This is a genomic window from Streptococcus sp. CSL10205-OR2 (assembly GCF_025660655.1).
Classification (GTDB): domain Bacteria; phylum Bacillota; class Bacilli; order Lactobacillales; family Streptococcaceae; genus Streptococcus.
The window spans coordinates 1-4,384 of the sequence record NZ_JAOTIN010000026.1; the positions used below are offsets into that span (position 1 = coordinate 1).

General features: G+C 35.7%; 6 protein-coding genes and 1 pseudogene. 3 read left to right on the plus strand and 4 right to left on the minus strand.

Annotation, left to right across the window (positions count from 1 at the left end; all coding sequences use genetic code 11):
- The 4 genes and pseudogenes from N7659_RS08035 to N7659_RS08050 form a co-directional block, all read right to left on the minus strand.
- Positions 1-175: pseudogene (locus tag N7659_RS08035) on the minus strand (IS3 family transposase); the annotation flags it as partial.
- A 187-nt stretch (positions 176-362) separates the two neighbouring features.
- Positions 363-644: a hypothetical protein gene (locus N7659_RS08040; RefSeq protein WP_263276617.1), complete on the minus strand. Its 282-nt coding sequence runs from the start codon at positions 642-644 to the stop codon at positions 363-365.
- A gap of 165 nt (positions 645-809) precedes the next feature.
- Positions 810-1,085 (minus strand): hypothetical protein, encoded by a 276-nt coding sequence (locus tag N7659_RS08045; protein WP_263276618.1) that lies wholly within the window; start codon positions 1,083-1,085, stop codon positions 810-812.
- A gap of 67 nt (positions 1,086-1,152) precedes the next feature.
- Positions 1,153-1,326 (minus strand): hypothetical protein, encoded by a 174-nt coding sequence (locus tag N7659_RS08050; RefSeq protein ID WP_263276619.1) that lies wholly within the window; start codon positions 1,324-1,326, stop codon positions 1,153-1,155.
- 724 nt (positions 1,327-2,050) lie between these two features.
- Here N7659_RS08050 and N7659_RS08055 point away from each other — a divergent pair.
- Genes N7659_RS08055 through N7659_RS08065 form a run of 3 tightly spaced genes read left to right on the plus strand, consistent with a single transcriptional unit; the run spans position 2,051 to position 4,234 of the window.
- Positions 2,051-2,521, plus strand: coding sequence for a DUF3013 family protein (locus N7659_RS08055; RefSeq protein WP_263276620.1), 471 nt, complete (start codon positions 2,051-2,053; stop codon positions 2,519-2,521).
- Between the two features lie 9 nt (positions 2,522-2,530).
- On the plus strand, positions 2,531-3,484 hold the full coding sequence (gene prmA / locus N7659_RS08060; protein ID WP_263276621.1) for a 50S ribosomal protein L11 methyltransferase: 954 nt from the start codon (positions 2,531-2,533) through the stop codon (positions 3,482-3,484).
- Positions 3,485-4,234, plus strand: a complete 750-nt coding sequence (locus N7659_RS08065) for a 16S rRNA (uracil(1498)-N(3))-methyltransferase (protein ID WP_263276622.1) — start codon at positions 3,485-3,487, stop codon at positions 4,232-4,234.
- Positions 4,235-4,384: the final 150 nt, after the last annotated feature.

The window sequence follows — 4,384 nt, forward strand, 5'->3', positions numbered from 1 at the left end:
GATAGTAGCTATTCTTTCTTTTTCTAACACTCTCAACACCATATCTATCCATAAGCTTTACCAAGTACTTGAGACTGGCAAGATTAACATCGTATGCTTCACTAATTTGAGACCAGCTTCTTCCATTACTTCTTAATGTATAGATTTCTAGTTTATCGTCATCACTTAATTTCATAAGAAAAACACCCCATTCGTTAGATTTTTTGTCTAACTTTTGGGGTGCAGTTCAAAAACCGACATCGGTTTTTTTATTTTAGAGTAACTCCCAAATTGGAAGTCGACTTCCAATTTTCAAATTCTTTATATGCAAAATAATTCCAGTATTTTCCGGTATTTAGATAAACAAAAACACCTAGCTTGGACTAAGTGTTAATTTTTACTAATTGTTTTGCCTTATCGTAGTATGGTTTGAGAAATTTTTTACATGCTTCCCTATTTTCAGTATCTTCTTCTATATAGAAATAATACATAGGTTCGTCATTAATGAGATCAAAAAGAGGTTCGTTTTCTGCTATCAAACCATTAGCAAATGATTCCTCTTCACCTAGTTTCGCAGTGAGATCAAGAAAAAAATCATAATAATCAACAACATCACCATCTACACCTTTTTTTAGCATATCCAAGATTATTTTTGAATACTTCATTATTTAATCTCCATTAATGTTTTTGTTAGCTTGTTAGTGCTAATAAATCTAACTTTTTCAATCCATAATAATATTCTTATCAAAACAGTACATCCCATATTTTAACACCAAATATAGTACCTTTGGATAAAATAATGTCAGTATATATAAACCTAAAACTAAGTATTAAGGTTTTACTAGTTTTCTGGCCTTGTCGTAGTAAGGTTTAAGAAAATCTATGAATCCTTGTTTATCACTTGTATCATGTTCTTCTAGAAACATCATAATTTCATAATCGTTAAGTAAATCAAACATTTCAGGATTTTCTGCATCCCACCCATTAGCAAACTCTTCATTCTCACCAAAAAGCGCATTGAATTCAAAAGAGAAATCCCAAAAATCATCAATCTCTCCACTAACTGCTGTTGCTAACATGTTTAAAACTTTTTGACTATATTTCATTTTATGATTTCCTCTAATATTTTTGAATTTTTAAGTATCTTATCTATACCTCATTGTAACATTAGCCTTATAGTGCTAAGCCACGTTTTTTAAGTTCATTCATTATGGTCTCTTCATCTTCTTTTGAAAAAGCAGTAAACCTTAGATGTGATAATTCTTCATCTGTCATCACATACGAAATAGGTTTAGGAGAACTCAATCCCATTGTATCTACTTGATTAAAAGCTTCTGATAAATCCACAATAGCACTCCTTACTGAAATAATCCCAATTTTTATTACGCTAATTATATCATATGTGCAAAAATAATAACATCTTCTTAAATATAAAAACTACTTGTCCTATAAGCTTAATATCTACAAGAAAAATTACCTTACACCATTCCAAAATACAAATTCAAGCTTAGAATATTCTGAAACTATAAAGATGTGATGCCTTATCTCTAATTCAATGGGCTTGTCATCTCTTAATAAACCTTGAAAAAACACATATTACACTTTACTCTTTTACTCCTGAATTTATATCAAAACAATGCACCTTTTGGTAAACTCTCCTTTTATTTTCAGCTTACTCATAAAATACCTTTTTCTTGCAACAAATAAAGTGTTGTTCCGCCTTCACCTTTTTTACAATAAAAGACAAGAGTGAACCACCTCCTACCGCAGAGAAATCTGTTTCAAGGGGAGTTAGACCATTCTTGTCTTCACTTAAATTATATAGCAATATCATCATTTTTACAAGAGAAACAAAAGTAAATAAAAAAGGATAAGCGTCCGCGCACCTATGGGTGCTCGAAAGCCTATCCTTTAATCATATTATATACAAAAAATACTTACCTATCAAGCTTATCATCCATAAGAAACAATCTCTCAACAAAATCCTTCAAAGAATTGCTTTCTAATGCCTGTCATGCTAAGATGTTATCAGTAGATAAAACCAACCATTACAAGACAAAGGAGACACATTATGGCAAAATACGGCTTTCTTTCCATTTTAGAAGAAGAGCTTGACAAAGCCTTTCACTATGACTATGCTATCAACTGGGATAAGAAAAATCACGCTGTTGAGGTGAGTTTTATTCTTGAGGCACAAAATAGTTCTGGGGTTGAAACGATTGATGATGATGGTCAAGTCGTTAGTGAGGATATCACTTTGGAAGATTTTGTCTTATTTTACCAGCCTGATAAATCCCGTTTTGAAGAGACTGATTATCTTGTTACCATCCCTTATCATCCTAAAAAAGGGTTTTCTCGTGAATTTCTTGCCGTTTTTGCCAATCATCTCAATGAGGTAGCAACTGATGGTTTAAGTGATTTAATGGATTTTCTATCTGATGACAGTCAGGAAGAATTTGTGATGGACTGGAAAAAAGAAGATTTTGAAGACGAACTCGCTCAAATCACTGAAACCACTTTTTTCCCCTATCCTAGATATTGAGAGGTAATTATGGACAAGTGGCAAGAATTAAAAGTCATTAGCAATCGTGACGCTCAAGAGATTATTTCTAATCTCCTCATCGAAGCCGGTAGTCAAGGGGTTGCCATTGAAGATAGTGCCGACTATTTAGGTCAGGTGGGGCGCTATGGTGAAATTTTTCCAGATATTAGTCAATCTGATGAAGTGAGCATTACCGCCTACTATCCTGAAAACATAGCTATTGCTGAAGTGAAAGACGAGCTAAAAAATCGTTTGGAAGCTCTAAAAAAAGAGAGCATTATCACTGGTGACTTCCGCTTTGAAACAAAAGAATTAGCTGAAGAAGACTGGGCAGATCAGTGGAAAAAATATTATGAACCGACAAGAATTACCCACGATTTAACCATCGTTCCTAGTTGGACGGACTACCAAGCAAGTGCCGGTGAAAAAATCATCACACTTGATCCTGGCATGGCTTTTGGAACTGGTACCCATCCGACAACCAAGATGAGCTTATTTGCTTTAAGTCAAGTCATTCGTGGTGGAGAAACAGTCATTGATGTCGGAACAGGCTCTGGTGTTCTTTCAATAGCCAGTTCCCTACTAGGTGCAAAGGATATCCACGCCTACGACTTAGATGATGTTGCTGTCCGAGTGGCAAAAGAAAACATCGCCCTCAATGCTAATACTGCCAACATTACCGTTACTACTGGTGATCTCCTAAAAGGGGTTGAGATTAAAGCCGATGTCATTGTCGCCAACATCCTTGCCGATATTCTAATCCATCTCACCGACGATGCCTATCAACTCGTTAAAGAAAATGGCTACCTCATCATGTCTGGCATCATTTCAGACAAATGGGAGATGGTTAAAACAGCTACTGAAAAAGCTGGTTTCTTTTTAGAAACCCACATGATACAAGGAGAATGGCATGCTTGTGTCTTTAAAAAGACCAAAGATAAAACAGGTGTGATTGGAGGTTAAATGCAACAGTATTTTATTAAGGGACTTCCTTTAACCACGCGCCTAATCATTCAAGACAAAGAAACAATTAAACACATGTTTTCAGTGATGAGACTGGCAAATGATGAACAGGTCGTTCTGGTATTTGATGATGGTGTTAAACGTTTGGCTCAAGTCACCAATCGTGAGACTTACGAGCTTGAAATTCTCGAAGAACTGGCAGAAAATGTTGAATTACCGGTTGACGTGACCATTGCTTCTGGCTTTCCTAAAGGGGACAAGCTAGAGTGGATTGCTCAAAAAACCACCGAATTAGGAGCAAGTAGCATCTGGGGCTTTCCAGCTGATTGGTCTGTCGTCAAATGGGATGCCAAAAAACTGGCTAAGAAAAGAGAAAAATTAGAAAAAATTATCACCGGAGCTAGCGAGCAAAGTAAACGCAATCGACTGCCCGAAGTGCAATTATTTGCTAGTAAATCTGACTTTTTAGCGCAATTCTCCCAATTTGACAAGATTTTAATTGCTTACGAAGAATCAGCCAAGACTGGAGAAAAATCTCAACTGGCTAAAACCCTCTCTACTCTTAAAAAAGGTGAGAAAATCCTCTTTATCTTCGGACCAGAAGGTGGTCTGTCACCAGAAGAAATCAAAACTTTTCAACAATATGGTGCCATTACTCTTGGACTAGGACCAAGAATCCTACGAACAGAAACAGCACCACTTTATGCTTTGAGCGCTATCAGTTATGCGTTAGAACTTGATGATAAGTGAGGCAATGACTAATAACAAAAATCGGCTCTATAATATCTGTAGTGGGTAACTCCGCCACAGAAGTTATAGGGCTTTTTCAATGCAGACAAAAAGTCCCACATGACTTATAATGAAAAGCGACAAAACCACTCATTAGAAAGAATCATATGG

Excerpts from the sequence above, each read along its gene's own strand:
- N7659_RS08040 (WP_263276617.1), bottom strand. The coding sequence starts at position 644 with ATGAAGTATTCAAAAATAATCTTGGATATGCTAAAAAAAGGTGTAGAT.
- N7659_RS08045 (WP_263276618.1), bottom strand. The coding sequence starts at position 1,085 with ATGAAATATAGTCAAAAAGTTTTAAACATGTTAGCAACAGCAGTTAGT.
- N7659_RS08055 (WP_263276620.1), top strand. The coding sequence starts at position 2,051 with ATGGCAAAATACGGCTTTCTTTCCATTTTAGAAGAAGAGCTTGACAAA.
- prmA (WP_263276621.1), top strand. The coding sequence starts at position 2,531 with ATGGACAAGTGGCAAGAATTAAAAGTCATTAGCAATCGTGACGCTCAA.
- N7659_RS08065 (WP_263276622.1), top strand. The coding sequence starts at position 3,485 with ATGCAACAGTATTTTATTAAGGGACTTCCTTTAACCACGCGCCTAATC.